Origin of the sequence: Arthrobacter sp. AOP36-C1-22 (assembly GCF_052377515.1) — a bacterium.
Classification (GTDB): Bacteria; Actinomycetota; Actinomycetes; order Actinomycetales; family Micrococcaceae; genus Arthrobacter_H.
This window is the reverse complement of record NZ_JBQSWW010000010.1, coordinates 24,966-51,667: the sequence shown is the minus strand read 5'-3', so window position 1 is coordinate 51,667 and position 26,702 is coordinate 24,966. Positions and strand designations below refer to the sequence as shown.

The window sequence follows — 26,702 nt, the reverse complement described above, 5'->3', positions numbered from 1 at the left end:
CGCGCGGCAGAGTAGAAGAGCATGAAGAACCCGAGCTGTTGCACCGACGAAAGAGCACCGCATGACCACCACCGCTCCCACAGTCATCCCGACCAACGCGCAAGCGGACGATCGGCCGGTGCTGCTGGCTGTGTCCTATCTCCGCGTCTCGACCCGTGAGCAGGCTGAGCGGGGCGGAACCGAGGAGGGGTTCTCGATCCCCGCGCAGCGAGAGGCCAACGCGAGGAAGGCCAACGAACTGGGCGCGCGGGTTGTGCGGGAGTTCGTGGATGCCGGGGAGTCTGCGAGGTCTGCGGATCGGGATGGGTTGCAGGAGATGTTGGCGTTCATCGCCGCCACCCGGATCACGTTCTGCATCGTCCACAAGCTCGACCGGCTCGCCCGCAACCGTTCGGACGATGTGAAAATCCACGAAGCACTCATAGGCGCAGGCGTCACCCTGGTGTCGGCGACCGAGAGCATCGATCAGACGCCGTCGGGGATGCTCGTGCACGGCATCATGTCGAGTATTGCGGAGTTCTACAGCCGCAACCTCGCCACCGAAGTCACCAAGGGCCTCACCCAGAAGGTCGCCCAGGGCGGCACCCCGATGCGCGCCCCCATCGGCTATTTGAACGTCCGCAAGACGGACGACAACGGGCGGGAGGTTCGCACGGTCGAGGTCGATCCCGAACGAGCACCGCTCATCACCTGGGCGTTCGAGCACTACGCCGAAGGCGAGACCTCCGTCACCGGCCTCCTCCGCGACCTCACCGCACGGGGGCTACTCACGGTGCCGACGCCGAAGCGTCCGTCGAAGCCGTTGGGGAAGAACACGCTCTACAAGCTCCTGACGAACCCGTACTACGCGGGAGTGATCCGCTACAAAGGTGCGCTGCATCCGGGCGCGCATGATCCCATCGTGGAGCCTGCGCTGTTCGACAAGGTGCAGTCGCTGCTCCGGGCGCGGACGGCGAAGATGACCCGGCACGTCCAGCACGCCCACCACCTCAAGGGCCTGCTGCACTGCGGCACCTGTGGGTCGCGGATGCTGCTCGACTTCGCCACCAACCCACGCGGTGTCACCTACGCCTACTTCATCTGCTCCGGCCGCGCTGCGAAGAAGACGACCTGTACCAGACGCGCGGTTCCCGTCGCGGTCGCGGAACGTCTCGTCGCGGACTCCTACGCGAGCATCACGATTAGTGACACCACCTACCAACGAATCGCGGCCGACGTTGATGCGGCATTCGACAAGCGCAACACCAGCCAAGACCAGAAACTTGCCGATCTGACGGCGAACCGAGCCAGGTTGGAATCCGAGTCCGACAAGCTCCTCGCCGCGCACTTCGCCGACGCCATCGACCTCGACACGTTGAAAAGGCACCAAGACCGCATCCGCGCGGGCCTCGCCGATGTGAACCGCCGACTCGCTGAACACAGCGAGCACCACACCGGCGGGCGCGCCTTCCTCCACGACTCGCTACGGCTGCTCACCGACGCGCACCGTGCCTACACGCGCTCCGGAGACGCTGACAGGCGACTCGCGAACCAAGCGTTCTACACGCGCCTCGACATCACCGACGACGAACAGCTCCGTCCCACGCTGGCCGAACCTTTCGCGACGATCTTCCGCGAAGCGCACCAGGGCGGCGACGAAGGCAAGGAAGCGAAACGGGAACACACAACATCTTTCGATGTCGCGTGTTCCCGTAAGACACTTTGGGTGGAGGTAAGGGGACTCGAACCCCTAACCCCCTGCTTGCAAAGCAGGTGCGCTACCAATTGCGCCATACCCCCGTGACGGGAATCAATCGAGTTGATCCGTCGATGCCTTCCACACGGATTTCTCCGATTCGGAGGCCTTCCATCTACGGTAGACGACCACGGAGGCGGCGGCCACGACTGCGACCAATAATTTCCGCATGCATTCTCCACAGTTCCTGGAAGATGGAGGGATTCCGTGGGCGTACCAGGACTTGAACCTGGGACCTCTTCGTTATCAGCGAAGCGCTCTAACCGCCTGAGCTATACGCCCTCATTGTCCCTTCAGGACGAGATATGACTTTACCGGACCGGTCGCCGGGAAAACAAATCGGCTTCCGCGGCGTGGTGGACACGACGCCGCGGAAGCCGATCAGTACCCGATCAGTCGTCGGTGAGGGTGACCCCGATTCCACCGACCAGGGTGGAGGAAATGTTATAAAGCACGGCAGCGAGCATCGACATGGCCGTGAGCAGCACCACGTTCACAACGGCGATGATGGTCGCGAAGGAGGCAACCTGGCCCAGGGAAACTAGCTCCTTGAGGTCGAATCCTGACTCCGAACCGATCACCTCCCCGAGAAGATCGTTCACTCGATCAAAGATGCCGGTCAGATCCAGGACGGTCCACAGTACGACGGCCGCCACGACGGTGACGATCCCCAACGCCACCGACAACAAGAACGCCATCTTCAGGATCGACCAGGGATCGACCTTGCTGATGAGCAGTCGGGCCTTACGGACCTTCGCTTTGGGCGCCGGCCGCACGAGCTGCTGGGTCCCCTTCTTCTGGGCGGGGCTCCTGCCTGCGGCTGACTGGCCCGAAGGACGCTGGCCACCGGAGGCAGGTCGTTGCGTGGGAGCGGTCGGGCGTCCCTGCTGTCCGCCGGGCTTTTGCCGCGGCGCCGCTGGGCGCGGGTTGTTCGGGGTGCTCACGCATTACCTCCGTCGATTTCGGTCTCATCAGCAGCCTGGGTGGCTTCCACGGACTCCGCGGCAACGGAGCCGGTTTCACCATCGGCCGGTGCCCCGTCCACTACCGGTGCCCTCTGCTGAGAATCTTCAGGATCCAACGGTACTTCATCCTCGTCCTCATCGACTCCCAGCCCACGCTCAGCATTCTTGGCCACTGCGATGATCCGGTCCTTCTTATCCGGCTTCGCGAAGATGACCCCCATGGTGTCGCGTCCCTTGGCCGGCACCTGCGTGACCTTGGACCTGACGACCTTCCCGCGCTGCATGACCACGAGCACTTCGTCGGTTTCCTCGACGATGAGGGCCCCGGCCAGGACTCCGCGTTCGTCGGCCAACTTAGCCACCTTGATGCCGATGCCGCCCCGCGTCTGCACACGGTATTCCTGCACAGAGGTCCGCTTGGCGTAGCCTCCCTCCGTGACGGTGAAGACATAGGAGTCTTCTCCCACGACGCCCGCGGTCAGCAAGACGTCGTCATCACGGAACTTCATGCCGGTGACTCCCGACGTGTTCCTGCCCATCGGACGCAACGCTTCGTCGGTGGCTGTGAACCGCACGGACTGTCCGTGGCGTGAAACGAGCATCAGATCATCGGTTTCCGAGATCAGCTGCGCCGACACCAGCTCGTCGCCTTCCCGCAGGTTCACGGCGATCACCCCGGCGGAACGGTTCGTGTCGTAGTCGGTCAGTCGACTCTTCTTCACCAGTCCCCGGCGGGTTGCCAACACCAGATAGGGCGACTGCTCGTAATCGCGCAGGTCCAGGACCTGGGCAATATGCTCATCCGGTTGGAAAGCCATCACGTTCGCCACGTGCTGGCCCTTGGCATCGCGACCGCCCTCGGCCAGCTCGTAGCACTTCGCCCGGTACACGCGCCCGTGGTTGGTGAAGAAAAGCAGCCAGTTGTGCGTGGTGGTGACGAAGAAGTGCTCGACCACGTCGTCCCCACGCAACTGGGCGCCCCGGATCCCCTTGCCACCACGGTTTTGCGAGCGGTAGTTGTCGCTTCGGGTCCGCTTGATGTAGCCGCCGCGGGTGATGGTGACCACCATTTCCTCTTCGGGGATGAGGTCTTCCATCGACATGTCACCGTCATAGCCGGCGACGATCTGCGTACGACGGTCATCCCCGTGGCGCTGGACGATTCCGTCGAGCTCCTCGGAAATGATCTCGCGCTGACGCACCGGATCGGCCAGAATGATCTTGTATTCGGTGATCTCGGCCTCCAGCTTCGCGTGCTGGTCCTGGATCTTCTGGCGCTCCAGGGCTGCTAGTCGACGCAGCTGCATGTCCAGAATGGCCTGGGCTTGGAGGTCGTCGATATCGAGCAGGTCCTTCAGGCCGTTACGCGCGTCCTCGACGGTCGGAGACCGGCGGATGAGGGCAATGACCTCGTCCAAGGCGTCCAGCGCCTTGAGAAGTCCCCGCAAAATATGGGCCTGCTCTTCGGCCTTGCGCAGCCGGAACTGTGTTCGCCGGACGATGACATCGATCTGGTGGTTGACCCAGTGACGGATGAAGGCATCCAAGGACAAGGTACGCGGTACGCCGTCCACGATGGCCAGCATGTTTGCCGAGAAGTTCCCCTGCAGCTCCGTGTGCTTATAGAGGTTGTTCAACACCACCTTGGCGACGGCATCACGTTTGAGGACGATCACCAGACGCTGGCCGGTCCTGCCGGACGTCTCGTCACGGAGATCTGCGATGCCACCCATCTTGCCGTCCCTGACGAGCTCGGCGATCTTGATGGAAAGGTTGTCCGGGTTGGCCTGGTACGGCAATTCGGTGATGACCAGGCAGGTCCGCCCCTGCAGCTCCTCGACATTGACCACGGCACGCATGGTCACCGAGCCACGTCCGGTCCTATAGGCATCCTCGATACCGCGGCGGCCCAGGATGAGTGCCCCGGTGGGGAAGTCCGGTCCCTTGATGTGTTGCATCAAGGCTTCAAGCAGCTCTTCCTTCGTCGCCTCCGGATTCTGCAGGTACCACTGCGCACCGGCGGCCACTTCACGCAGGTTATGCGGAGGGATGTTGGTGGCCATTCCGACGGCAATGCCGGAGGAGCCGTTGACCAACAGGTTCGGGAACCGTGCCGGCAGAATCGTCGGCTCCTGGTTCTTCCCGTCGTAGTTGTCCTGGAAGTCGACGGTCTCCTCGTCGATTTCGCGAACCATCTCCATGGCCAGGGGAGCCATCTTGGTTTCCGTGTACCTCGGGGCCGCGGCACCATCATTGCCCGGGGAGCCGAAGTTCCCCTGTCCCAGGGCCAACGGGTAGCGCAAGGTCCAGTCCTGGATAAGCCGGACCAGGGCATCGTAGATCGCGGTGTCACCGTGGGGATGGTACTGACCCATGACCTCGCCGACCACACGCGCGCACTTGTTGTAGGACCGTTCCGGGCGGTAGCCGCCGTCGAACATCGCGTACAGGACGCGGCGGTGGACCGGCTTGAGCCCATCCCTGACGTCGGGCAGGGCACGGCCGACGATCACGGCCATCGCGTAGTCGAGATACGACCGTTGCATCTCGGTCTGCAGGTCGATGGGTTCGACCCTGTCGATGGTGGCCGCGGCCAGGGGCTGGTCCGGCTGCACGACGTCCTCGTGCTCCGGGTCGTGGGGGTTTTCTGGCGTCTCGTCGCTCATCGGTTTCTTCCTCTATTCAAAGCTGCGTCGGAACGTGGGGACGGTTTCCTCAGATATCGAGGAAGCGCACGTCCTTGGCGTTCTGCTGGATGAAGTTACGGCGGGATTCAACGTCCTCGCCCATGAGCACCGCGAAGATCTGATCCGCTGCGGCGGCGTCTTCCATGGTGATCTGACGCAGGGTCCGGTGGTCCGGGTCCATGGTGGTGTCCCAGAGCTCGGAGTAGTCCATTTCGCCCAGGCCCTTATAGCGTTGGATGGCGTTGTCCTTGGGGAGGCGCTTATTGGCCGCCGCACCAGCGGTCAGGGAGGCATCCCGCTCGGCATCCGAGAAGACGTATTCATGAGCCGAGTTGGACCACTTGATCCGGTACAGCGGTGGCTGCGCCAAGTACACGTAGCCATTTTCGATCAGCGGACGCATGTACCGGAAGACCAGGGTCAGCAGCAGCGTGGTGATGTGCTGGCCGTCCACATCGGCATCGGCCATCAACACGATCTTGTGGTACCGGAGCTTGGCCATATCGAATTCCTCGCCGATGCCCGTTCCGAAGGCCGTGATCATCGATTGGACCTCGGCATTTCCCAAGGCCCGGTCCAGGCGTGCACGCTCCACGTTCAGGATCTTCCCGCGCAACGGCAGGATGGCCTGGGTCCGGGGATCACGACCGCGTTTGGCCGAACCACCGGCGGAATCACCCTCCACGATGTAGACCTCGCACTCGGAGGGGTTCTTCGAGGAGCAATCCGAGAGCTTGCCCGGCATCCCGAATGACTCCAGCGGGGATTTGCGACGGGCATTGTCCCGGGCCTTCCGAGCCGCCATACGGGCCTGGGCGGCAAAAAGGGACTTCCTGATGATGTCCTTGGCCGTCGAGGGGTTGCGCTCGAGCCAGTCTCCAAGTTCGTCGTTGACCACACCCTGGACGAACCCCTTGGCCATGGAGTTGCCCAGCTTGGTCTTGGTCTGGCCCTCGAACTGCGGTTCTCCCAGCTTGATGGAGATCACCGCCGTGAGGCCTTCCCGGATGTCGTCACCGGTGAGGTTGTCATCCTTGTCCTTGAGGATGCCTTTTTCCTTGGCGTAGCGGTTGATCAGCGAGGTCATCGCCGCCCGGAAGCCCTCTTCGTGCGTTCCGCCCTCATGGGTGTTGATCGTGTTGGCGTAGGTATGGACGGATTCCGAATAGGCGGTCGTCCACTGCATCGCGACCTCAACGGAAATCATCCGTTCCGTGTCTTCGCTTTCGAAGGCGATGACGTCAGGGTGGACGAGGTCGGCCTTCTTCGACGTGTTGAGGTACTCCACATAGTCGAGCAACCCGTTTTGGTAGCAGTAGTCGACGAACCGGTGCTTGGGTTCCTCGGCCTCGTGGGCCCGTTCCTCAGTGTCGTCCTCGGCGATCTCATCGGCCGAATCATCGAGCGTGCGCTCATCGGTCAGGGAAATACGCAGACCCTTATTCAAGAAGGCCATCTGCTGGAAACGTATGCGGATGGTCTCGAAGTCGAACTCGGTGGTATCGAAGATCCCCGCATCCGGATAGAACGTGATCGTCGTTCCGGTCTTTTCGGTTTCCTCGCCCTTGACCAGTTCGCCCTGGGGCTTCCCGCCATCAGCGAATGACATCCGGTAGACGTTGCCCTGCCGATGAATCTCGGCGTCGACGCGGCTGGAAAGGGCATTGACGACCGAGACACCCACCCCGTGCAGACCGCCGGAAACGGCATAGCCGCCTCCACCGAACTTGCCACCGGCGTGCAGAATGGTCATGACGACCTCGACGGTCGGCCGTCCTTCGGTCGGGTGCATGTCCACGGGGATGCCACGTCCGTTGTCTTCGACCCGGACACCGCCGTCCTCCTGCAGGGCCACCTTGATGGTGTCGCAGTATCCAGCCAGAGCTTCGTCGACGGAGTTGTCGACCACCTCATAGACCAGGTGATGCAAGCCGCGCGGCCCCGTCGAGCCGATGTACATGCCGGGCCGTTTACGAACGGCCTCCAGGCCTTCCAGGACCGTGATGTCGCTGGCTCCGTAAGCGTGTTCGACCCGGTGGGAATTCTCGTGTGGTTCCTGCTCCACTACTGATTCCGGTTCTACGGCCGGACCGGGTTCCTGGGCCGCTATCGGCTCCTGTGGTGCTGTGGAATTCTCGTCCTCGGGGGTGGTGTTCTCAGTATCCACAGGCGGTGCAGACTCCTTGTGCGTTCTCGGAGGACGCCGATCCGGTAGATCGGGCATCCATGAACCGGCGCCCTGACCGTGGACGGGCGGGCACCGTAACTACAATTCTACCGTGTTTCTCAGCCGTGGTGGGGTAAATCAGCCCCCAATTGCCTCTCATTGGCAAAAAAACCGGCCTAGAAGCCTCTCCAGTGCCCTTGAGTGAGGCCCTATGTGCCGATGGGGCTCCCAGTGCCTCTGTAGCCGGTTCCCTGTCGGTAACTTCCGGGGGCGGTCGGTCTTCCATGACCGAAAAGCTTCTTCCTGGATGATCCGCAGCTATCCGTAGGTGTCCCGGGGCCCACGGCCAGCAACCCGGCGCATCCCCTTTTTCCAGCTGGGGGCCGAAGGGCCAAGGACTTGGATGACGGTGACCACTCCGGGCCCAAGCTTCTCGTCGAAGGTCTTGAGCAGGCTGTGGCTCAGGAGCCGGACCTGGGTCGCCCACGCAGTCGAATCACATCTGACCACGACGGTCGTGTCCTCGAAGCTTTCCGGCGTGCAGTGGGCATTGATTTGCGGTCCCACCAATTCGGTCCACCGGGACATCACCGATCCAACGGCCACCGGGGATGTCCACCCCCTATCACGGACCATTCGTCCGAACACCGTCCCGATGCCCTGTGGATCCCGGCCGTCCTCGTAGGAGACACCAGTGGGTGAACGGCGCCGCATCTCCCGGGCCTGCGCGCTACGTTCTCCTGCCCGCCGGGCCCTGGCTGCATCTATCCTGACTTCTCCCCGGGCCACGGCATTCTGACGCATGCGATTCAACATGGTCCGGGCAGCATCGAATTCCGCCGGCCCTTCCCCGGGGGTCTTATCGGCCGGGCTCATGCCGATACCGTTCCTGGACCCACGGTCAGCACCCGCCCACCCAACTCATCCGGGACGTCGCCGACGACCGCGGCCGTCACGATGACCTGTTCGGCGTCGGCGACCACCGCCGCCAATTTTTGTCGCCGTGAAAGGTCGAGCTCGGCGAACACGTCATCAAGGATGAGGATCGGCTTCGCACCGGGTCGCGCGTCGTCTTCACACAGGGCACGGTAGACCGCCAATCGAAGCGACAGGGCGAGGGACCACGTTTCACCATGGGAGGCATATCCCTTGGCCGGCGCCTGTCCAAGACCGAGAACCAGATCATCCCGATGTGGTCCAACCAGAGTCAGTCCCCGTTCGAGTTCCTTCTTGCGCTGGGACCCCAAGGACGCCAGGAAGGCCTCGTGGAGCTCCTCCAGATCGAGCTCGGCCAGCGGGCTGCGTTCCCCGGCGGCCAGCGGTTGCTCCCCGTTGTTGTCTTCGGCGGGGAGGACACCACCAACCGTGGACGTATAAATAACCGTGGCGGGTTTCGAGCCGTCCGTCAGCCCCGCATAGGCATCCGAAATATGTCCTTCGATGGTGGCCACGACATCCAACCGACCGCGCAACAGTTTTGCCCCGGCCGATGCCAGATGCTGATCCCACACGGCAAGCGTGGCTTCATGGGAGGTGGACAATCGTCCAGACGAACGGGCCGATTTCAGCAGGGCATTGCGTTGTTTAAGGACGCGTTCGTAGTCGGACCTCGTGGCGGCTTGATGGGGCTGCAAGGCAACCAGGACATCATCGAGATAGCGCCGGCGTTCCGAGGGATCCCCCTTGACCAATGCCAGGTCTTCGGGCGCGAACAGCACGGTTCTCACTATGCCCAGGATCTCGCGGGCCCTGACGGGGTTGGCCCGGTTGATTCTCGCCCGATTGGTCTTCCCCGCCGTGATTTCCAGTTCAAGCCCCACCGCCTGCTCCCCCCGATGGATCCGGGCCCGAACCAGAGCCTGGTCGGCATCGAAATGAATCAAGGGAGCATCATTGGACACCCGGTGTGAGGACAACGAAGCCAAATAGCCCAAGGCTTCGGCAATATTGGTCTTCCCCACGCCATTGGGACCAGCGAAGACCGTCGTGCCCGGAGCGAGTTCGAGGTCGATTTGGCGATAGGAACGGAAGTCGGTCAGGGAAACATGAGAAACGTACAACTGCTGATGTCCCGCTTATTCGCCCGGCCGGCGCACCGCGTGTCCGCCGAACTGGTTCCGCAGGGCGGCAACCATCTTCATTGCCGGTGCATCTTCTTGCCGCGAGGCAAACCGGGCAAAGACCGAAGCCGTAATGGCGGGGGCAGGAACCGCATTGGCGATGGCCTCTTCAACGGTCCAACGGCCTTCTCCTGAATCCTCTACATAGCCGGCGATGTCCTTGAGTTCCGGGTCTTCCTTCAAGGCCTTGACCAGCAGATCCAGCAACCACGAACGGATGACCGTTCCTTGCTGCCAGGCACCGAACGTTCCGGGGACGTCTTTGATGATCTCCTTCGCGGCAAGGAGCTCATAGCCTTCGGCGTAAGCCTGCATGATGCCGTATTCAATGCCGTTGTGGACCATTTTCGCGTAATGCCCAGCGCCGATGTCGCCGACGTGGACGAAACTCTCGGATCTGGTTCCCTCCGGCCTCAACGCATCAAAGAGCGGAAGAAGTTCCTCGATGTCCTCCGGAGCACCGCCGGCCATGAGCCCGTAGCCGTTCTCCAGGCCCCAGACGCCACCTGAAACGCCGCAATCCACAAAGCGTATGCCGCTTTTGGCCAGGTCGGTGCCATGGCGGATGTCGTCGCTGAATCGGGTGTTTCCGCCGTCAACGACCAGATCGTCCTCCCCCAGTTTTCCCGCGAGCTCCGAGACAACCGCATCGGTGACGGCCCCTGAGGGAACCATGATCCACAGGACTTTACGATCCGGCAGCAGGGCCAGTAGTTCATCGACGGATCCGACATCGGTCACGTCGGGGTTCCGATCGTACCCAGTGACGTCGATTCCACCCTGGCGAAGGCGGGCCCGCATGTTGTAGCCCATCTTGCCCAAGCCGATCATTCCGATGTGCATGGCATCCTCCTCGATAGTGGAATCCCCGGTCGGTGGATTGGCCTTAGTTTGGAAGTCGTACCGGCATGACCAGGTAGCGGTAGTCGTCCTCGTCGTTTCCGTCGAGTGCCTTTTGGGCGGTCATCATCGCCGGTTTGGGGGCGGTGGTGAACGAGAACCGAACGAACTCCGTGTTGAAGGCATTCAAGCCCTCGCTCAGGTACGCGGGATTGAACGCCACCGTGATCTCTTCGCCTTCAAGCTGGGCCTCGATGGCTTCTTCGGCCTGTGCGTCTTCGCCCGTACCGGCATCAAGGGCCAGCTGGGAATCGGTGAAGGCCAGTCGAACGGGTGTATTCCGTTCTGCAACGACGGCGACGCGACGCACTGCTTCAACCAACTCGTGGGTGCGGACCGTCGCATGGATGGGGGTGTTCTCCGGGAACAACGACCTGATCTTCGGGTAATCGCCGTCGACCAGGAGTGAAGTCGTGCGTCGGCTACCGCTTTCGAAACCAATGAGGTCGCTGTTCTCTCCGAGGGCGATCTGCAACTCCCCGGCACCGCCAAGGGTCTTGGCGACTTCGTTGAGCGTCTTGGCCTTCACCAGGGCCGAGGTTGAGATGCCGGGAGTTGTGGGCTTCCAATGAACCTCACGCATGGCCAGACGGTAACGGTCGGTGGCCAGGAAAGTGATCAGGTCATCCTCGATCTCCATCTTCACACCCGTGAGGATCGGCAGTGTGTCGTCCTTTGAGGCGGCGACGATGACTTGGGCGATGGCCTCGGAGAAGGCTGCCCCGTCCACGACACCGGCGATTTCCGGCAGGACCGGTAGTTCGGGGTAGTCGGCCACGGGCATGGTCGCCAGGTGGAAACGGCTACGGCCACAAGTGACGGTGACCTTGGAGCCTTCCGTTTCGATGGTGACGGTCGACTGGGGCAGGCTTCGGCAGATCTCAGCCAGCAGTTTGCCTGAAACAAGAATGGTGCCGGGAGTGGAGACTTCCGCCGCGATCTCCAAATGAGCAGAAATTTCGTAATCGAAACCGGCGAAGGAGACCACCGAGTCTCCCGCATTGATGAGGATCCCCGAGAGGACCGGCGAGGGAGGCCGCTGTGACAGCGAACGGGCGGTCCAGGACACGGCATCTGCCAGAACGTCCCTTTCAACACTGAACTTCACGTAGTGATCCGCCTTTCACAGCTTTTGGTGACAACTTTCCGGTGCAAGCTTAGCCCGAGTCATCAACGTGGGCATACTGCCCCGGTGGGATCTGTGCTCAGCAGGCCAGAGTGGTCGGGAACGGGAACTTGTTATCTGGATTCTTCTAGAAAGAGGGATTAGTAGTGTTAATAACCCTTGTGGATACTGTGGATAACCATGTCCCGCGTGTTCGTCTCGGGCTTTAAGGCTGTTCACAACTTGTGGGTTCCCATCGTGTGAAGTCCAACGGGCCGGTGGATAAAAACTATTGGTATTTCGGGGGTCCACAGGAATCCTGTAGTTATCCGCAGAAGAACCTAGTCGTCCACTTAATTATCCACAGACTTATCCACAAGCGTTCATATCGCTGGAAACTCGGGCTTCCTAGCCCTCGCGCTGTTGTTGCTTGATGCGGTTGGTCAGTTCGGTCACCTGATTGAAGATCGCCCTGCGCTCTGCCATGAGTTCCCTGATCTTGCGGTCCGCGTGGATCACGGTCGTATGGTCACGCCCTCCGAGTTCCGCCCCGATTTTTGGAAGCGACATGTCGGTGAGCTCACGCAGTAGATACATCGCGATCTGTCGCGCGGTCACCAGGGTGCGTGTCCTGGATTTGCTGTTGAGTTCCTCGATGCTGAGATTGAAGTAGTCAGCGGTCTGGGCGATGATCGCGGCCGGCGTGATCTCCTGGGCTCCCTCGTCCGTGATCAGGTCCTTGAGTACTTGCTCGGCCAATGTCAGGTCCACGGTCTGGTTGTTCAAGGAGGCAAAAGCCGTCACGCGGATCAGGGCGCCTTCGAGCTCGCGGATGTTCGTTGAAATCTTCGAGGCGATGTACTCCATGACATCGTCCGGCGCCGAAAGTCCCTCTGCGGTGGCCTTTTTGCGCAGGATAGCGATCCTGGTTTCCAACTCAGGGGGCTGGATGTCGGTCAACAGTCCCCATTCGAAACGCGAGCGCATCCGGTCTTCAAAACCCGCCAGTTGTTTCGGCGGTAGATCCGAGGTGATGACGACTTGCTTATTGTGGTTGTGCAACGCGTTGAATGTGTGGAAGAACTCCTCCTGTGTCGCATCCTTGTTCGCCAGGAACTGGATGTCGTCGATCAGGAGGATATCGACGTTGCGGTACGTCTGCTTGAAGCTGGCGCCCTCGTCGTCGCGGATGGAGTTGATGAAGTCGTTGGTGAACTCTTCGGAGTTCACATATCTGACCCTGATGCCGTTGTACAGATGTCGGGCGTAGTGGCCGATGGCGTGGAGCAAGTGGGTCTTGCCCAACCCGGAATCCCCATATATGAACAGCGGGTTATATGCCTTGGCGGGTGCTTCAGCGACCGCCACGGCGGCGGCGTGGGCGAAGCGGTTCGATGAGCCGATCACGAAGGTATCGAAGATGTATTTGGGGTTCAGGCGACCGAACTCCTGGGAATTCGAGGGCGGGGAAGGTTGGGGACGGTGGTCGCTCATCCGTTCCTTGGCCACCGGAGCCGGCTCGGGCTTGCTGGGCTCCGGCTCCGTGTCCGGGACCAGATCGGCATCAATGCTGAAGGCACAGAGGATGTCATCCTGGAAGACCTGGCGTAGTGCCGCGTCGAGGGAATTCTTCAGTTGGGTTTGGAGAACTTCGCGGGTCAATTCATTGGGCACGGCCAACAGCAGGGTGGTGCCGATCAAGCCGAGCGGCCGGGCATGCACCACGAATCCGCGCTGGCGGGGGGTGACCCGATCGTCTTGTTCGAGTATCCGAACGACTTGACGCCAGGAGCTGCCGACACTGTTGGATTCGTCTGTGCTCATTGCGATCTCCCCCTTCAAGGTGGGCCGGTCCGGTGATAGGTTTCCGCTGGCCCGCACCCTAAGCGAAAGACGACCAACGAGTTTCGATTCTAGCCGTCATCCACAGCGTTATTCACAGTCCGTGGATAACTGCGAAGTATTGGCGAGCAGCCGCGCAAGTCCAATGAATTGCTGCGGATAACTACCATGAGCGCGATCGAGGACGATGGCCGGTAGCGGGAAATCACCCAAATGCCTTGTTCGTTGTCCACAACTGTGGATTAATGAAGACGAAGTTATTCACAGCCCGGTAGTCGGATGTCCGAGGTATCCGCCGCGTGCCGGTTTGACCTTGCTACCACGCGTCGCCTATCGTAGTTTAGTCCTGTGTGTGTGCTTTGGGACCCTGCAATCCGTCCGCTTACGCGGGATTCGGGCCAGGCAACCCAATGTGCCACATGAAATACGAGCGTCAGCCTGTTCTTCCCCCTTGTAGCAACGGGTTAAGGCGCATCCTTTGATCGTCTTGGAGTTACTACTGTGAGCAAGCGGACTTTTCAGCCGAATAACCGCCGTCGTGCCAAGAAGCACGGCTTCCGTCTTCGTATGCGCACCCGTGCAGGTCGCGCCATCATGTCAGCACGCCGGTCCAAGGGCCGCACCGAGCTGTCTGCATAGCATCGAGCCATTCCTGCGGACCGCGCGTGGGTGACGTGAGCATGTTCCCCGACGGAGTCGGATACTGACCATGTTGCCCATGAGACACCGTCTGCGCGCAGCCGCGGAATTCTCTGCCACCGTACGTTCCGGCGCCCGTTCTGGGCGCCGGAACGTCGTGCTATATGCACGCTTGCGGCCTGAGGCCGATCATGCCGAACCCACGCGGTTCGGTTTTATCGTGTCCAAGGCCGTCGGGAACGCGGTGACCCGCAATCTCGTTAAAAGGAGGTTGAGGGCCGTCGCGGCACAGGAACTTCCCTCACTGGCGTCAGGATACGACGTCGTGGTGCGAGCCCTTCCCGCTTCGGCTCAGGCCACATGGGCGGGTTTATCCGCGGATGCGCGCCGAGCGTTGGACAATTCGTGCCAGCAAGCAGCCGAGCTGAAGACGGAGAGCAGAAGAAGGAGGCATTCGGTTGGCTGAAGTCCCTTCAGATGCTGGTCCCGGACCCCTTCGCTGGCTCTGGGATCTTCCCCGGAACCTCTTGATCCTCTTGATCATGGGGTATCGGAAGGCAATCTCGCCCTTATACGGGGACGTCTGTCGATACTTTCCCAGTTGCTCGGCGTACGGCCTGGAAGCGGTCACCGCACATGGAGCCGTCAAGGGCAGCGCGTTGGCTTTTTGGCGCGTCCTTCGCTGCAATCCATGGAGTCACGGCGGCATCGATCATGTCCCTGCAGGATCCAGGATTTGGCCAGAAGGCAGAACCCCCAAGATCATGGTGTTGAATCATCCGCCGATTCCCGCCGACGATGATGCCGCGGATGCGGCTCGAGGAGCATAACCGGAAATGAACTTCCTAGACACACTTCTGTGGCCATTCACCCAAGTGGTCTCATGGATCCTTCGGGCCTTCCACGCGATCTTTACTTTCGTGGGCATGGATCCCGATTCGGGGTGGACCTGGACGTTGTCCATCATCTGCCTGGTGTTGCTCATTCGTACTGCACTGATCCCTGTGTTCGTAAAACAGATCAAGGCCCAGCGGGCGATGCAGGTCCTCCAACCCGATCTGAAGAAGCTGCAGGCTAAATATAAGGGTAAGAAGGACCAGCTCTCGCAGCAGGCCATGATTGCCGAACAGCGGGAGCTGTTCAAGAAGCACAAGACGAACCCGTTGGCTTCCTGCTTGCCGATTCTGGTGCAGATGCCGTTCTTCTTCGCCCTCTTCCGAACACTGAACAACGCTTCGCATGCCAGTGATCAAGGGGAAAGCGTCGGGGCATTGTCCGTCAACCTGGTGCGTAGCTTTGACGGGTCGACTATTTTTGGCGCCGGCCTGTCGGAAACCTTCCTCGGAACGGTGAATTCTGGGGCCCCGAAAGTCTCCGTCATCATCACTGCGATCGTGATGATCATCGCGATGTCTGCGAGCCAGTTCACGACGCAGCGACAGATCATGACCAAGAACATGACGAAGGAAGCCCTCCAGGGCCCCTTCATGCAGCAGCAGAAGATGATGATGTACATCCTGCCGCTGGTGTTCGGCATCGGCGGCATCAACTTCCCCATCGGTGTACTGATCTACTGGACCGCCACGAACGTCTGGACGCTGGGGCAGCAGTTCTACGTGATCCGCAACAACCCGACACCCGGCTCCCAAGCGGCACGCGAACTCAATGAACGTCGTGCAGCTAAGGGTCTTCCGCCTCTCGGGCAGAAGAAGACCGACGAAGTGGTCGAAGCCGAGGTCATCGAGCCCAAGGGACAGCGCGAGCAACCGCAGCGCAAGAACAGGAAGAAGAAGTAGACGATGAGTGCCGACGATGTGAACGCCACCGACACGGTCGAGAACACCGTGGATGAGACGAAGCCTTCCATGCAGGCGATGGACCAGACCGCAGATGCGCCGAACCGTGCTGAGGAAGAGGGGGACATCGCCGCGGACTATCTCGAGGAATTGCTCGATATCGCCGATCTGGATGGTGATCTCGACATCGAGATCAGGAATGGTCGGACCTATATCTCCATCGTCAGTGAAGAAGCCGAAGACGAATCCCTGAAGGACCTGATCGGTCGTGACGGGGAAGGCCTAGAAGCCCTCCAGGAACTGTCCCGTCTCGCAGTTCTCTCGGCGACGGGCAATCGTTCACGGCTCGTTCTGGATATTGCCGGATACCGCGATGGTCGGGCAGGCGAATTGAAGAAGATCGCCGAAGAGGCCGTGGCGAGCGCCCGCGAAAGCGGTGAGGACATTGCGCTGGATCCTATGAGCGCTTATGAACGAAAGTTGGTTCATGACGCGGTCGCCGATCTCGGATTGCAAAGTGAATCCGAGGGCGAAGGAAGCCGCCGACATATCGTTGTATCACTGGGCGACGCCTAACCCTACGGCGAGTTCGACCTTACCGAAGCCAGGAACAGGAGCGTTGTGATTCAGGAAGTACAGCCCAGTGAAGCGGAATTGAGGGCGGCGCAGGCCATATTCGGAGATCGTTTGCCTTTGGCCGAAAGGTACGTTCAGCACCTTGCCACCACCGGGATGGAACGTGGCCTCCTCGGCCCGCGGGAAGTGCCTCGTCTCTGGAGTAGACACGTGTTGAATTGCGCGGTGGTCGCCGAGCTCATTGCTGAAGGGGCAGAGGTTGCCGATGTGGGAAGTGGCGCAGGGTTGCCCGGCCTGACCTTCGCGATTGCTCGTCCCGACCTGTCGTTGACTTTGATCGAACCCCTTGAGCGGCGTTGTATCTGGCTGAACGAAGTAGTGGAGGACCTCGGGTTGGAAAACGTCACCGTGTACCGTTCCCGGGCCGAACAGGCGGTGGAGCACATCAACGCGGATGTGGTCACCGCTCGCGCCGTGTCTGCATTGGGCAACCTGGCCGGGCTCACGATCCCCCTGCTGCATGGACGGGGCGAGGTGTTGGCGATCAAGGGTCGTAGTGCAGCGGAGGAAGTCGATAAGGCAGCCAAGGTCCTGCGAAAACTTGGCGCCAGGGAAACTGAAGTCCTGACCGTGGGAGATTCGTTGCTGGAGGAAACCACGACCGTAGTGAGGATCAACGTCGGTACCGCGTCCTGACCGGTAGGCTGTACTGGTGGCGAACTCGTCATGGATGTGGTGAGGAGAAGCGACCATGAATGGCACGGAGGTCTTAACAGGCCCCACCGAGTGGCTTCAGCACTCGACCGGCACACTGCCACCAGTAGAGCAATCGTATTCGGTTGTTTCTTACGTTTCACGTGAAACGTGGTTCTGCCGGTATGGAGCTAGCCGTGCACTTCACGCCCAGCCCTGGAGGACGGCAGCATCAAGCAGCAAGAAGAATTTCAGTCGGAAGCGAAGGCACCGGTTCGGAACATGATGGACAGCATCGACGAGAGCACCCCGCTGGCAAGCCAGCTGGCCAACGAAACCAAGCGTCGCGAGAAGCTCAGCGGGACGACCTTGCCCAAGCCCGATAGCACGCGGTACCTGACGGTCAGCAACCAAAAGGGTGGCGTCGGTAAAACCACTACGACCGTGAACATCGCTGCGGCGTTGGCGAAGGCCGGCATGAATGTCCTGGTGGTTGATATCGATCCACAGGGCAATGCCTCCACTGCCTTGGGAATTGATCACCACGCCGAAGTGGACAGTATTTACGACGTGCTGATCAACGATGTTCCGCTGGGTGATGTCTTGGCGCCATGTCCGCAGTTCCCCAATCTCTTGGTGGCCCCGGCGACGATCCACCTGGCTGGCGCGGAGATCGAGTTGGTATCGCTCGTGGCCCGGGAGCAACGACTTCGCAGGGCCTTGGACCAGTACGCCAAAATGCTGGAAGATCAAGGGGCCGAACGAATCGACTATGTCTTCGTGGACTGCCCTCCCAGTCTTGGGTTGCTGACGGTCAATGCCTTCGTTGCCGCGCAGGAAGTGCTTATTCCGATCCAATGCGAGTACTACGCACTCGAGGGCCTGAGCCAGCTGCTCAGCAACATTGAACTGATCCAAAAGCACTTGAACTCAGATCTGGTTGTTTCCACGATACTTTTGACGATGTACGACGGCCGGACCAACCTGGCATCACAGGTTGCGGATGAGGTGAGGGAGCACTTCCCGAACCAGGTCCTCCAGGCATTGATTCCCCGGAGTGTCAGGATTTCAGAGGCTCCGAGCTATCAGCAGACGGTCGTCACTTATGACCCGAGCTCAACGGGTGCGCTGTCCTATCTGGAGGCAGCCGCGGAGATCGCCGAACGGGGCGTCAGCGGCTCCTGAAGCTCTTGGTTGCCAGTAGACTCTTGGTAGGTAATTTTGCGCGCACCCGGGCGCGCTGGCAAGGTCGAGAGGACGACGAATGGTTGAGAAGCGGCGCGGTTTGGGACGTGGGCTTGGTGCCCTGATCTCTGGTAGTCCGTCAAACGAGGAAGAAGAGCCCTCTCAGGTTGATAATGGGCTTTCTTCGTCGTCAGAGGGCATTCCTAAGGCGTCTTCACCTGCGGAGACGAGTCATGATGCAGGCCGGCCGAATGGTGCTCTTTCAGCAGTGAACATCGAGAGTGAATCCGATTCCAAGGGATCCAAGGGTTCGTCCACTTCTTCTGTTTCACGTGAAACACCACCAACAAAGAGGAAGAGTAGTTCCTCCAGCCAGGCGACCAGTCCGGGGAAGACCTCTTATGCATCCTCGACACCTGATGATATCGATAAGGGGGCGGCAACACCGCCGAAGACCCCTAAGGAGGCACAGAAGTCGTCGACGCGTCCCAGTTCTACAACGAAGCAGCCTTCACGGAGGAGTCGTCCGGTTGATATGTTCTTCAGCTCAGAGCAGGGAGGGACTGAAGAAGGAAAGCCGGGCGATGAGATCGCTGATTCTGATCGCAAGCCAGCCACACCCAGGAACCGCCGTGTAGCTGTTCCGAACGTGCTCGGTAACGTGCGGACCTCGCGTGATCCAGCAACCGATCCCTCCGATCAGGCGGTAGGGTCCAGAGGACCAAATACCGATGAGGAAGCTGAATCTCGGAAGGGTGTTGCTGACGATAAGTCCTCGACGGCAGGTGAGTCTCGATCTTCAGAGGACGATGTTTCACGTGAAACGCTGGTCGCGGTACCCGGGGCGACGTTCGCGGAAGTGTCTGTCGCGAGCATCCACCCGAACCGTAAGCAGCCACGTACCGTCTTTGATGATGATGACATGGCTGAACTCGTGCACTCGATTCGCGAAGTCGGACTTCTGCAGCCGATCGTGCTGCGTCCATCGGATGAAGGTGGAGATCAACTCTATGAGCTCGTCATGGGTGAACGGCGTTGGCGTGCTGTCCAGGAAGCCGGCCTGACGACCATCCCGGCAATCGTGCGGGAGACGTCGGATACCGCACTACTGCGAGATGCGCTGTTGGAGAACCTACACCGTGCGCAGTTGAATCCCCTGGAGGAGGCGGCGGCTTATCAACAACTCATGCAGGAGTTCGACTGTACTCAGGATGAATTGTCTGAGCGTATTGGTCGTTCCCGGCCACAGATCTCCAACACTATTCGTCTGATGCGACTGCCTGCCCTGGTTCAGCGACGGGTTGCTGCCGGTGTGCTATCCGCAGGTCATGCTCGTGCCCTCCTCGGACTTGAAGATGTCGCGGATATGGAGCGACTAGCGCAGCGTATCGTCAACGAGGGTCTCTCGGTCCGGGCGACGGAAGAGATCGTAGCGATGAATGATGGTCTGCGGCGCAAGCCGAAGGAAAAGGCTCCGCGTTCGACTGCACGGCACGAAAGACTCGATTATTTGGCCAATTCGTTGTCAGATCATCTGGAAACCAATGTCAAGATCAGCCTCGGAGCAAAAAAGGGTCGCGTCAGCATCGAATTCGGCTCGGTCGATGATCTGAATCGAATCATGGGAGTCATAGCGCCATCTGCTGAGCAGTAGTGTTCGTCAGTCGAGCGGGTGGGTTTCACGTGAAACCCACCCGCTTCTTTTATCCCCGCCCGGCCGTAGTTCCGAAAAACTTGTAGACAGTCCCCTGTCAGAGTAGGCACGGAGTCGGAAAAGGGAACCAAGTGAGCGCTCTCGTCCGACAAAATCCATAAATCCTATGTTTCACGTGAAGCGCGACCGTATTCGGGAGCCCGGTAGTAGCTATTGCCTGGGTGCGTTCAAAGGACGCGGGGTATCAGTTGAAGCCAAATCAATGATCTTGGCGTCGTGTACGGCCGATTCACTGACGCGACCATCCGAGCCGTTGACGCAACGATGTTCCACGTGAAACGTGGACTGCAGCCTCACGCCTTTGATGTGGTGGTGGGCTGGACTACGACCGTACTCTTGAGACTCGATTAGTTATCAATGTCCCCATCGACGCGACTGGTTCGACCCGAGTTATTGAGTGCCTGATTCGCACGTCGCCTGGGCGTGAGCGACCGCCGGAGACTTCGTTATCCCCAGAATATTAACAATGTGCATATCTTGTGGATAAGTTATGACGCTTGCACGAGATTCATGCTTGGAGGATGTTCCACGTGAAACGATGGTTCGAGGTGGATGGTCGCTCGACGGGTTCGGATGAGGGCCCTGGATCGTGGAATCAGTGAAATTCATCCATTGCATCTCTCGTGACCGGACCGACCAGGAATCCATAGAAAGTTGGTTCGGTGAGCGCGTTGATGAGAAATCATTTACTGAAAAGGAGAGAAGAGACAAACGCAACTGATCCCGTTGGTATCGAGGGTCTTTGGGCCCGGTCTTGAGGGATCCAGTGCTGGTCCCGCGTCTGTTGGGTCCCCCGGACAGGCTGGGAACACCGGGATACTGCGTCAGATAGTGATGCATTGAGCGCGGTGGATGTCCTATGGCACCGTCGTCGGCTGCTGTTGACGGAGCAGGGCGTCTGAGGGGGTAGTTTGACCATGGCGCGAACGGAGTTTCCTGGAGCCAGGGGGACGGCGCCCGGCGGAGCCCCCGGCGTGAGCAGTGGTCCGAAGGGGTCCAGTGACGTGGTGGGGAAGCTTCTCGCCGTCCTCCGAGCATCCGCGGGAAGGACCCGCGGTCCGCACCGGGCATAAAAACGGGGCCGCCTTCCATGTTGCATGGTAGGCGGCCCCGTTTCGGTCGTGGAGTGCCGGCGCATTGCCGGCTGCGTCCTTCTAGAGGAAGGCCGCGAACTCCTGCTCAAGCGCCTGCTTGGGCTTGGCACCAATGGAACTGGCCACGTGTTCGCCCTTGTCGAAGACATAGACCGCCGGGATGCTGGTGATGCCGTACTTTGCGGCAATTCCGGGGTTGTCATCGACGTTGACCTTGACCACGTCGACCTTATCGGCGTGCTCTGCGGCGATCTGGTCGAGAATGGGCGACAGCTGGCGGCAGGGCCCACACCATTCGGCCCAGAAGTCCACGATGACGGGCTTCGGTGCATCCAGCACGTCGGCCTGGAAGGAGCTGTCTGTAACGTCCTTTGCCTGACTCATGATTGGTCGTCCTTTCCGAGGGGGAGTTCTAGTTGGAAACTGCTGCGGCTTGCTCTGTCGGGACAGGCAGACCTGAGAGATAGTGTTCGACGTCCAGTGCTGCCACACAGCCCGAGCCGGCGGCAGTGACGGCCTGACGGTAGGTCGGGTCGATGACGTCACCGGCGGCGAAGACGCCTGGCAGGCGCGTCTTTGACGTCCGGCCCTCCACGGCAATGGTGCCTTCCGCCGTGACGGGCAACTGGTCCTTGACCAGTTCGGTCCGCGGATCGTTGCCGATGGCAACGAATACGCCGGTCACCTCGAGCTCGGACTCACTGCCGTCCAGGAGATTGCGGAGTTTCAGGCCGGTGACCTTTTCGGCGCCCAGCACATCATCGACTGCGGAGTTCCACACGAATTCGATCTTCGGGTGGGCCAAGGCGCGGTCCGCCATGATCCGTGAAGCCCGCAACTCATCGCGCCGGTGGATCACGGTGACCTTCGAAGCGAACTTCGTAAGGAAGAGCGCCTCCTCCATGGCGGAGTCGCCTCCGCCCACGACGGCGATCTCCTGTTCACGGAAGAAGAAGCCGTCGCAGGTGGCACACCATGACACACCGTGTCCGGAAAGCCGCTTCTCGTTCGGCAAGCCCAATTCACGATAGGCCGAACCGGTGGAGATGATGACGGCGCGGGCGCGGTAGACCTCGCCACTGGCCAGGATGACGGTTTTGATGTCACCCTCCAAGTCGACGGTGGAGACGTCTTCGTACTGGATCTCCGCGCCGAAGCGCTCGGCTTGGGCCTGCATGTTGTCCATGAGGTCCGGTCCGAGGATTGCCTCACGGAATCCGGGGAAGTTCTCGACGTCAGTGGTGTTCATCAGCTCGCCACCGGCGGTGACGGATCCGGCCACCACGAGCGGGGCCAGATTGGCCCGTGCCGTGTAGACGGCTGCCGTGTACCCGGCGGGTCCTGAACCGATGATGATGACGTCGCGAACGGCATCGGGTGTATCTGTTGCCACGCGGTGTGTCCCTCCCTCTCAGCCCGTGGGGTCTCGCAGGTGCGATGCACGGGGTTTTGATGATCTCTTGCCCTGCACAACGAAGCGGTGCAGGGCTCTATTCCCTCGGTGGTGCTAGGACACCTTGATCTCCGCGACCTGCAGCCCGTAGGGGCGGGAGCTATTGGATGTCGTGGCCAAACGGGGAAGCTCGTTGATGTTCAAGAACACGTATTTGCCGGTCACCTTCTGGTCATCGTCCCCGGCGACGGGAACGGTGACCGTGGGGCCGGTGAAGGATCCCGAGGTGACTTCAGTGGCCGAGCCCAGGTCGTCGGAATCACCGACGCTGATCTGGAAGGCCCCGCCGGTGCCATTGAGCCCCGACAATTCGACCTCGGAGATCGTGGCCTCCTCCTTCAGCTCGACCACCAGGATCATGTTGGAGGCGAAGCCGCCAAACTGCGGGGTGGTGAAGGAATAGGAACGGTACAAACTGCCCTGGTTGCCATCGATGGCGTTGGACAATGTGGAGTCCGTTTCGGAGTTCAACTCCTGGTTGCCGGGGACGACCCGGGAAATCCCGGTGACCTCGGGGGTGGCCGCCGCCTCGGGGGTCGCTTCCTGGGACTCGGCCTTCTTGGAGGAAGCCTCCTGCGAGGAGGCTGCCTGGCTGGTTTCCGCGGCCGTCTTGGGAGCGTCGTTGGAGCCCAACGTGTTGAAGGCGATCACGACCGCGACGACCAGCACCACCACCAGCAAGGCACCGACAAGCAGGCGGCTGAGGCCACCTCCTGCGGCCTTCTCCTCCGGGTCCCCCTCGTCGGCCTCTTCATCGGGGGCGGAGAAGTGACGGGCTCCGGCGGGGAAGACCGCTGCGGGACGTTCGTAGTGTTCCGCTTCGACCGGTTGGCTCTCGTGATCTGCCGTTCCGGCGGCCGCGGCACCCGCTGCCGCCAGGCTGGCGTCGCCGGCATCGTCACCCTGGGGAGCGGGAGTCGAAACATCATCTGCGGGGGTGCCCCAGAGGGAGACCTTCTCCGTTTCACCGGTGGCGTCGTCGTCGGCGGGATCGGGTGAGTCCGTCGGGGACGCGGGGGACGTGGGTGGTATCTGCGGCCGCGGCGGGACATTGGCTGCCGCCGTCGGTGGGGCGGAATCCGTGGGCTCGTGGTCCTCCGCGTCGGTGGCGGCTGCTTCGTCGGCGGCCGCAGCGAACCCTTCGGCCTCTTCGTCCGCCTCGGGGGATGCCGAATCCTTCCGACCACGCCCCCAACGGCTGGTGAACCCGGTCAGCTTCTTGGCGACCCGGCCTCCGACATTGCGCTCTTCATTGGCCTGGAGTTCTTCCCAGTATTCTTCTTCGTCGTCGTAGACTTCCGGTTCCGCGCTGCGCGTGACCCCGAAGATCTCCGAACCCAGCGTGTCGGTGTAGAAGGGTTCGATGAAGGGGGCATCGCGTTGGATGACCAGGTCGAGCAGATCGGCCGGGCTGGCGGTGTTCGTGATGAGGTAGGTGCTGCCGTCGGAGATGCCCAGGTCCAGGACCTGCATGGTCCCGTAACGCTCGCCCGTCGCGATCTCCCGGGCGCTGGTCGCCACCTGGCTCGCGTTCTCCGGTGAAGCCACGAGGATGCTCACCGAACGGTTCAGCACCTGATCCATCCCGCCCAGGACCGCGTCGCCGTCGGCGGAGGTCAAAACCAGTTCGGTGACCTTGTACCGGCCCCCAAGAACGGCTCCGACATCGATGGGCTGCGACACTATTTACTCCCGGGTTTGGTGGTGTGTAGCTGGGCACGCTGCTGCTGTGCTTCGACCATGTTACCGGTGTCCGCGCCCGGCGGGCGGGACATTGTGTCCTAGCGGCGCAACCTTCTGCCCAGGTCCGGGATGCGTTTGGCTGCCCCGCCGATGAAATCGTCCAGTTCCGGCACGTTGGCGGCCTTCAACAACAGCAGGTACACCACGGCCATCACGCTGCCGACGACGGCGATGCTGATCAGGGCGGAGAAGATTGAATCCCAGGCGAATCCGCTGGTGTATCCGCCCATGAACCAGAGCACCAGGGCCCCGACGGCCCCCGAAATGGCGGAGTACCAGCCGATCCGGATATACGTGTTCACGACCTCCCTGGTGCCGTAGTCGCCGTAGCGGCGCACGACCAGGACATGGGCGATCACGGCGGAAATGATGTTCGTGACCCCGTAGAGCAGTGCGATCCCCAAGGCGATCTTGGCCGCCGGCAGGGCCGCGGCCAGGGCGTAGGCGATGAGCACGCCGACGACGGCCATCGAGGATTGGATGATCATCGGCGTCTTGGTGTCCTCCTCGGCGAAGAAGACCCGGATGAGGAAGAAGTGGATGCTCTTGAAGGGCAGACCCAGCGCCGTCAGGAGCAGCAGCTGCCCGATCGCGGCGCCGGCCACCACCGAATACTTCCCGCCGCCGGCGAAGAGCAGGCCCAGGGGTCCGGCCAGCACGATGAAGGCGACCGTGGCGAACACGACGGGCACCGCCGTCGTGCGGAGTCCCTGGGAAAGGGCGGGAGCGACCTTCTCCCGCTTATTGTCGGCGAAGGCCCGTGAGAGTTCATTGAACAGGACGGTGGCCAGCGACAAGGCGAAGATGGAGTGCGGTAGGACGGTGACCAGCTGCATCGCGTTCAGCGCTTGTTCGCCCGGAACGCCCGCCCGTTCCCCCGGGGGCAGGGAGCTGCGCGCGTTCGCCGCGCTGGAAACCAGCCGGGCGTAGATCAACGATGCGACGTTGCCCATGGTCATCGAACCCAGCGTCCAGATCGCCAGCTTCCCGACATGGCGCAACCCCATGCCCCGCCAGTTGAACTTGGGACGGATCCGCAGACCTGAACGGGCCAGCGGAATGAACAGCACGAGCGCCTGGACCACGATGCCCAGGGTCGAACCGCCGGCGATCCAGAGGGTCTGCATCGATGTCCAGTTCGCCAACTGGTCCGGATCGCCGTCGTACTTGCCGAAGGACATCATGAACCCGATGATGACCAGGATCTGCACGACGTTGTTGGCGACCGGCGCCCACATGTAGGCGCCGAAGCGTCCGTGGGCGTTCAGGGCCTGTCCGACGACGGCGTAGACGCCGTAGAAGAAGATCTGCGGTAGGCACCAATAGGCGAACGCGGTGCCCAGGGTGAGCATCGGCTCCGACCAGTCCTTGGTCAGGATGGTGATGATGGGGCCGGCCCCGAGGGTCAACAGCACGGTGAAGGCACCCATGACGACCATGGTCAGCGTGATGAGCCGGCTCGTGTAGTCCGAGCCCTTGTCCGCGGCCCGCGAGGCCTTGATCAGCTGCGGGACCAGCACGACGTTGAAGATGCCTCCTGCCAGCAGCATGAAGATGATGTTGGGGATGACGTTGGCTTTTTCGAAGATGTCCGCCACCATGGCATTCGATCCGATGGCGAAGGCCAACAGGGCCGTCCGGGCGAAGCCCAGACCCCGGGACACAATGGTCCCCGAGGCCATGAGGTGATAAGCCTTGGCGTTCGAACCAGCTTTCCGGTCCGTGGTGGTCTCAGTTGCCATGTTGAGCGAGGACGTCCCGGGCCAATTCCGCGATGCGGCGCTCGTTGGGGAAGGAGAGCTTCCTGCCGAGTTCGGCGATCGGGATCCACGCGACATCCACTGCCTCGTGATCGGGATCGTTGTCGACGGTCAGCTCTCCACCGGTGGCTTCGAGCAGGAAATGGTGGACCGTCTTGTGCACGCGGTAGTTCGTCACGGTGAACCAGTAGTCGATGCTGCCCAGCGGGGCGAGGATCCGTCCGGCGATGCCGGTTTCCTCGTCCACTTCCCGCACGGCGGCCGCTTCATTGGTCTCCTCGCCCTCGGGGTGGCCCTTGGGCAGGCACCATTCAAGCCGGCCACCCCGGTTGTAGCGGGCGATGATTGCCACCGGGAGTCCGGGCAGCGCCGTATCGACGATGACTCCGCCGGAGGAGATTTCCTCGACGGTGGGAAGGGAATGCTGGCCCGGCTGCGCAGACGCCATGGAGGCGTTCAGCGGTGTGCGCTTCGGAGCGCGAGGTACTGGATGGGCCATGGAAACCACTCTATCCATCTTTGCTGTGC

The 26,702-nt window shown here is 61.1% G+C and carries 23 protein-coding genes, 2 tRNA genes and 1 pseudogene; 9 read left to right on the top strand and 17 right to left on the bottom strand.

Annotated elements, in window-relative coordinates; genetic code table 11:
* Nucleotides 1–61 precede the first annotated feature (61 nt).
* Nucleotides 62–1,102: pseudogene (locus ACT3S6_RS07730) on the top strand (recombinase family protein); the annotation flags it as partial.
* Between the two features lie 360 nt (nt 1,103–1,462).
* Here the strand turns inward: ACT3S6_RS07730 and ACT3S6_RS07725 are convergent.
* From ACT3S6_RS07725 to dnaA, 12 genes are all read right to left on the bottom strand, one after another.
* Nucleotides 1,463–1,663, bottom strand: a complete 201-nt coding sequence (locus tag ACT3S6_RS07725) for a hypothetical protein (RefSeq protein WP_441356577.1) — start codon at nt 1,661–1,663, stop codon at nt 1,463–1,465.
* Nucleotides 1,664–1,706: 43 nt separating this feature from the next.
* A tRNA-Ala gene (locus ACT3S6_RS07720) sits at nt 1,707–1,779 on the bottom strand.
* Between the two features lie 10 nt (nt 1,780–1,789).
* Complete coding sequence (locus ACT3S6_RS07715; protein WP_444554469.1) at nt 1,790–1,906, bottom strand: DLW-39 family protein; 117 nt, start codon at nt 1,904–1,906, stop codon at nt 1,790–1,792.
* Between the two features lie 37 nt (nt 1,907–1,943).
* Nucleotides 1,944–2,017, bottom strand: a tRNA-Ile gene (locus tag ACT3S6_RS07710).
* 110 nt (nt 2,018–2,127) lie between these two features.
* Nucleotides 2,128–2,679 (bottom strand): DUF3566 domain-containing protein, encoded by a 552-nt coding sequence (locus ACT3S6_RS07705; protein ID WP_444554468.1) that lies wholly within the window; start codon nt 2,677–2,679, stop codon nt 2,128–2,130.
* Nucleotides 2,676–5,366, bottom strand: a complete 2,691-nt coding sequence (gene gyrA, locus ACT3S6_RS07700; protein ID WP_444554467.1) for a DNA gyrase subunit A — start codon at nt 5,364–5,366, stop codon at nt 2,676–2,678. The genes ACT3S6_RS07705 and gyrA overlap by 4 nt, the downstream gene beginning before the upstream one ends.
* Before the next feature lie 49 nt (nt 5,367–5,415).
* The gene (gene gyrB, locus ACT3S6_RS07695) at nt 5,416–7,611 is read right to left on the bottom strand and encodes a DNA topoisomerase (ATP-hydrolyzing) subunit B (RefSeq protein WP_444554466.1); all 2,196 of its coding nucleotides are present in this window, start codon (nt 7,609–7,611) and stop codon (nt 5,416–5,418) included.
* Between the two features lie 261 nt (nt 7,612–7,872).
* Entirely contained in the window at nt 7,873–8,430 is a 558-nt protein-coding gene (locus tag ACT3S6_RS07690) for a DUF721 domain-containing protein (protein WP_444554465.1), read from the bottom strand.
* On the bottom strand, nt 8,427–9,614 hold the full coding sequence (gene recF / locus ACT3S6_RS07685) for a DNA replication/repair protein RecF (protein WP_444554464.1): 1,188 nt from the start codon (nt 9,612–9,614) through the stop codon (nt 8,427–8,429). Before recF ends, ACT3S6_RS07690 begins: the two co-directional genes overlap by 4 nt.
* Before the next feature lie 15 nt (nt 9,615–9,629).
* A complete protein-coding gene (gene gnd / locus ACT3S6_RS07680) occupies nt 9,630–10,517 on the bottom strand; it encodes a phosphogluconate dehydrogenase (NAD(+)-dependent, decarboxylating) (RefSeq protein WP_444554463.1) in 888 nt (295 codons plus the stop codon).
* 43 nt (nt 10,518–10,560) lie between these two features.
* Complete coding sequence (gene dnaN, locus ACT3S6_RS07675; protein WP_444554462.1) at nt 10,561–11,682, bottom strand: DNA polymerase III subunit beta; 1,122 nt, start codon at nt 11,680–11,682, stop codon at nt 10,561–10,563.
* Nucleotides 11,683–12,087: 405 nt separating this feature from the next.
* Nucleotides 12,088–13,503 (bottom strand): chromosomal replication initiator protein DnaA, encoded by a 1,416-nt coding sequence (gene dnaA / locus ACT3S6_RS07670; RefSeq protein WP_444554461.1) that lies wholly within the window; start codon nt 13,501–13,503, stop codon nt 12,088–12,090.
* 519 nt (nt 13,504–14,022) lie between these two features.
* On the opposite strand from dnaA, the gene rpmH reads away from it, so the two are divergent.
* The 8 genes from rpmH to ACT3S6_RS07630 all read left to right on the top strand — a co-directional run bounded on the left by rpmH (nt 14,023) and on the right by ACT3S6_RS07630 (nt 20,064).
* Entirely contained in the window at nt 14,023–14,160 is a 138-nt protein-coding gene (gene rpmH, locus ACT3S6_RS07665) for a 50S ribosomal protein L34 (protein WP_444554460.1), read from the top strand.
* Nucleotides 14,161–14,230: 70 nt separating this feature from the next.
* Complete coding sequence (gene rnpA, locus ACT3S6_RS07660) at nt 14,231–14,626, top strand: ribonuclease P protein component (RefSeq protein WP_444554459.1); 396 nt, start codon at nt 14,231–14,233, stop codon at nt 14,624–14,626.
* Nucleotides 14,613–14,990 (top strand): membrane protein insertion efficiency factor YidD, encoded by a 378-nt coding sequence (gene yidD / locus ACT3S6_RS07655; protein WP_444554493.1) that lies wholly within the window; start codon nt 14,613–14,615, stop codon nt 14,988–14,990. The genes rnpA and yidD overlap by 14 nt, the downstream gene beginning before the upstream one ends.
* Nucleotides 14,991–14,996: 6 nt before the next feature.
* Nucleotides 14,997–15,956 (top strand): membrane protein insertase YidC, encoded by a 960-nt coding sequence (yidC, locus tag ACT3S6_RS07650; protein ID WP_444554458.1) that lies wholly within the window; start codon nt 14,997–14,999, stop codon nt 15,954–15,956.
* A 69-nt stretch (nt 15,957–16,025) separates the two neighbouring features.
* Nucleotides 16,026–16,532: a Jag family protein gene (locus tag ACT3S6_RS07645; protein WP_444554492.1), complete on the top strand. Its 507-nt coding sequence runs from the start codon at nt 16,026–16,028 to the stop codon at nt 16,530–16,532.
* A gap of 45 nt (nt 16,533–16,577) precedes the next feature.
* Nucleotides 16,578–17,228 (top strand): 16S rRNA (guanine(527)-N(7))-methyltransferase RsmG, encoded by a 651-nt coding sequence (gene rsmG, locus ACT3S6_RS07640; protein WP_444554457.1) that lies wholly within the window; start codon nt 16,578–16,580, stop codon nt 17,226–17,228.
* Nucleotides 17,229–17,456: 228 nt separating this feature from the next.
* The gene (locus ACT3S6_RS07635) at nt 17,457–18,410 is read left to right on the top strand and encodes a ParA family protein (protein ID WP_444554491.1); all 954 of its coding nucleotides are present in this window, start codon (nt 17,457–17,459) and stop codon (nt 18,408–18,410) included.
* Between the two features lie 535 nt (nt 18,411–18,945).
* Nucleotides 18,946–20,064: a ParB/RepB/Spo0J family partition protein gene (locus ACT3S6_RS07630; protein ID WP_444554456.1), complete on the top strand. Its 1,119-nt coding sequence runs from the start codon at nt 18,946–18,948 to the stop codon at nt 20,062–20,064.
* Between the two features lie 1,214 nt (nt 20,065–21,278).
* Here the strand turns inward: ACT3S6_RS07630 and trxA are convergent.
* The 5 genes from trxA to ACT3S6_RS07605 form a co-directional block, all read right to left on the bottom strand.
* Nucleotides 21,279–21,602 carry a thioredoxin gene (gene trxA, locus ACT3S6_RS07625; protein WP_444554455.1) on the bottom strand — a complete coding sequence of 108 codons (324 nt, stop codon included), beginning with the start codon at nt 21,600–21,602 and terminating at the stop codon, nt 21,279–21,281.
* Between the two features lie 28 nt (nt 21,603–21,630).
* The gene (gene trxB, locus ACT3S6_RS07620; protein WP_444554454.1) at nt 21,631–22,611 is read right to left on the bottom strand and encodes a thioredoxin-disulfide reductase; all 981 of its coding nucleotides are present in this window, start codon (nt 22,609–22,611) and stop codon (nt 21,631–21,633) included.
* Between the two features lie 114 nt (nt 22,612–22,725).
* Nucleotides 22,726–24,354 carry an ABC transporter substrate-binding protein gene (locus tag ACT3S6_RS07615; protein ID WP_444554453.1) on the bottom strand — a complete coding sequence of 543 codons (1,629 nt, stop codon included), beginning with the start codon at nt 24,352–24,354 and terminating at the stop codon, nt 22,726–22,728.
* 98 nt (nt 24,355–24,452) lie between these two features.
* Nucleotides 24,453–26,156 carry a murein biosynthesis integral membrane protein MurJ gene (murJ, locus tag ACT3S6_RS07610; RefSeq protein ID WP_444554452.1) on the bottom strand — a complete coding sequence of 568 codons (1,704 nt, stop codon included), beginning with the start codon at nt 26,154–26,156 and terminating at the stop codon, nt 24,453–24,455.
* Complete coding sequence (locus tag ACT3S6_RS07605) at nt 26,146–26,673, bottom strand: NUDIX hydrolase (protein WP_444554451.1); 528 nt, start codon at nt 26,671–26,673, stop codon at nt 26,146–26,148. Before ACT3S6_RS07605 ends, murJ begins: the two co-directional genes overlap by 11 nt.
* Between the last annotated feature and the right edge of the window lie 29 nt (nt 26,674–26,702).

Excerpts from the sequence above, each read along its gene's own strand:
- rnpA (WP_444554459.1), top strand. The coding sequence starts at position 14,231 with ATGTTGCCCATGAGACACCGTCTGCGCGCAGCCGCGGAATTCTCTGCC.
- gyrB (WP_444554466.1), bottom strand. The coding sequence starts at position 7,611 with ATGCCCGATCTACCGGATCGGCGTCCTCCGAGAACGCACAAGGAGTCT.
- trxA (WP_444554455.1), bottom strand. The coding sequence starts at position 21,602 with ATGAGTCAGGCAAAGGACGTTACAGACAGCTCCTTCCAGGCCGACGTG.
- yidC (WP_444554458.1), top strand. The coding sequence starts at position 14,997 with ATGAACTTCCTAGACACACTTCTGTGGCCATTCACCCAAGTGGTCTCA.
- ACT3S6_RS07605 (WP_444554451.1), bottom strand. The coding sequence starts at position 26,673 with ATGGCCCATCCAGTACCTCGCGCTCCGAAGCGCACACCGCTGAACGCC.
- ACT3S6_RS07645 (WP_444554492.1), top strand. The coding sequence starts at position 16,026 with ATGCAGGCGATGGACCAGACCGCAGATGCGCCGAACCGTGCTGAGGAA.
- ACT3S6_RS07690 (WP_444554465.1), bottom strand. The coding sequence starts at position 8,430 with ATGAGCCCGGCCGATAAGACCCCCGGGGAAGGGCCGGCGGAATTCGAT.
- ACT3S6_RS07630 (WP_444554456.1), top strand. The coding sequence starts at position 18,946 with ATGTTCTTCAGCTCAGAGCAGGGAGGGACTGAAGAAGGAAAGCCGGGC.
- gnd (WP_444554463.1), bottom strand. The coding sequence starts at position 10,517 with ATGCACATCGGAATGATCGGCTTGGGCAAGATGGGCTACAACATGCGG.
- gyrA (WP_444554467.1), bottom strand. The coding sequence starts at position 5,366 with ATGAGCGACGAGACGCCAGAAAACCCCCACGACCCGGAGCACGAGGAC.
- murJ (WP_444554452.1), bottom strand. The coding sequence starts at position 26,156 with ATGGCAACTGAGACCACCACGGACCGGAAAGCTGGTTCGAACGCCAAG.
- dnaA (WP_444554461.1), bottom strand. The coding sequence starts at position 13,503 with ATGAGCACAGACGAATCCAACAGTGTCGGCAGCTCCTGGCGTCAAGTC.
- ACT3S6_RS07715 (WP_444554469.1), bottom strand. The coding sequence starts at position 1,906 with ATGCGGAAATTATTGGTCGCAGTCGTGGCCGCCGCCTCCGTGGTCGTC.